The organism is Sandarakinorhabdus sp. (genome assembly GCF_031422795.1).
Classification (GTDB): Bacteria; Pseudomonadota; Alphaproteobacteria; order Sphingomonadales; family Sphingomonadaceae; genus Sandarakinorhabdus.
The window spans coordinates 1-1936 of record NZ_JANPML010000200.1; the positions used below are offsets into that span (position 1 = coordinate 1).

The 1936-nt window shown below is 65.2% G+C and carries 1 protein-coding gene and 1 pseudogene; both read right to left on the reverse strand.

The window, feature by feature from the left end; genetic code table 11:
* Positions 1–159 precede the first annotated feature (159 nt).
* Positions 160–1368, reverse strand: a pseudogene (locus RMO81_RS07690) (acetyl-CoA C-acetyltransferase); the annotation flags it as partial.
* Between the two features lie 11 nt (positions 1369–1379).
* The coding region (locus RMO81_RS07695) for an acyl-CoA dehydrogenase (protein ID WP_310475237.1) at positions 1380–1936 on the reverse strand (557 nt) is incomplete at its 5' end.

Sequence of the window (1936 nt, forward strand, 5' to 3'; positions counted from 1 at the left end):
GGCGCGGGCTTGGGCACGGGGACCTTTATCGACGGGCTTTAAAACACCCCCCCTCTTCGGGGGTGGGGCTGGGGGTGGGGCCGTCCCACCTGCACCGGCCTCTCCCACTACGCACCACTTCCCCACCCCCGACCCCTCCCCTGAAGGGGAGGGGAGATAGAGCCGTTCGATGATGGTACCGGTGCCCATGCCGGCGCCGACGCACAGATTGATCAGCGCGGTGCCCTTGCCGGTCCGTTCCAGTTCATCAAGCACGGTGCCCAGGATCATCGCCCCGGTGGCACCCAGCGGGTGGCCCATGGCAATGGCACCGCCGTTCACGTTGATCTTGTCGTGGCTGATGTTCAGCGCCTGCATGTAACGCAGCACGACGCTGGCAAAGGCCTCGTTCAGTTCGAACAGATCGATATCGTCCTTGGTCATGCCGGCGCGCTGCAGCACCTTTTGCGCCACGAACTCCGGCCCGGTGAGCATGATCATCGGCTCGCTGCCAACGGACGCCATGGCACGGATGCGGGCGCGGGGCTTCAGGCCGTATTTCTCGCCCATTGCCTTGTTGCCGATCAGGATGGCCGATGCGCCATCGACGATGCCCGAAGAGTTGCCGCCGTGGTGGACGTGATCGATCTTCTCCACTTCCGGATAGCGCATCAGCGCAATCGCATCGAAGCCGGGCATCTGTTCGCCCATGGCCTGGAACGCCGGCGCGAGGCCGCCCAGCGACTGCATGTCGGTTTGCGGGCGCATATGTTCATCATGAGCCAGCACGATTTCGCCGATCACGTCCCGCACCGGCACGATGCTGCCTTTGAAGCGGCCTTGTTCCCAAGCCTGCGCGGCGCGGCGCTGCGATTCCATGGCATAGGCGTCCACATCATGGCGGCTGAAGCCATATTTGGTGGCGATCAAATCAGCGCCGATGCCCTGCGGCGCGAAATAGGTCTTGAAGGCAACGGCCGGATCGGTGGCCCAGGCGGCGCCATCGCTGCCCATCGGCACGCGGGACATGGATTCCACGCCGCCGCCAATGGCAAACATGGCTTCGCCGGTCATCACCTTGGCGGCGGCCATGTTGGTGGCTTCCAGGCCCGACGCGCAGAAACGGTTGATCTGCACGCCGGCCGTGGTTTCGGCATAATCGGCGTTCAGCACGGCGATGCGCGCGATGTCGCTGCCCTGTTCACCCACCGGGGAAACGCAGCCCAGCACCACATCGTCCACATCGGCGGTGTTGATGCCAGTACGGTCGCGCACGGCGGCAAGCACCTGCGTCGCCAGCTGGATCGGGGTGATCTCGTGCAGCTTGCCGTCCTTGCGGCCCTTGCCGCGCGGGGTGCGAACGGCGTCGTAAATATAGGCTTCGGTCATGGTCGGTCCTCTCAGAACATCTCGGCCGGCAGCGCCATCACGGTATCGGCGCCGGCTTCCAATTGGGCTTTCAGGCTCGCGGTTTCCGGCAGCACGCGCAGCGCGAAAAACCGCGCAGTGGTCAGTTTGGCGTTGTGGAAATCGGGATCGGCGGTGCCGGCATCAAGCGCCGTCTGCGACGCAATCGCCATCTTCAGCCACATATGGCCCAGCGCAACATGGCCCATCATCCGCATGAAGGCGGTCGCCCCCGCCCCGGCATTATCCGGATTGGCCATGCCGTTCTGCAGCAGCCACATCACGCCGGCCTGCACATCGCCCAGCGCGCGGGCCAGCGGCTGCGCGATGAACGCCAGCCGCTCGTCATTTGCCGCCGCGATGTCGCCCACCACCAGCCCCAGCCACGCCTGCGTGCCGCGTCCGCCCTCAGAACCCAGCTTGCGGCCGACCAGATCGAGCGCCTGGATGCCGTTGGTGCCTTCGTAAATCATCGCAATCCGCGCATCGCGCACGAACTGATCCATGCCCCATTCGGCGATGTAACCGTGGCCGCCCAGCACCTGCTGGC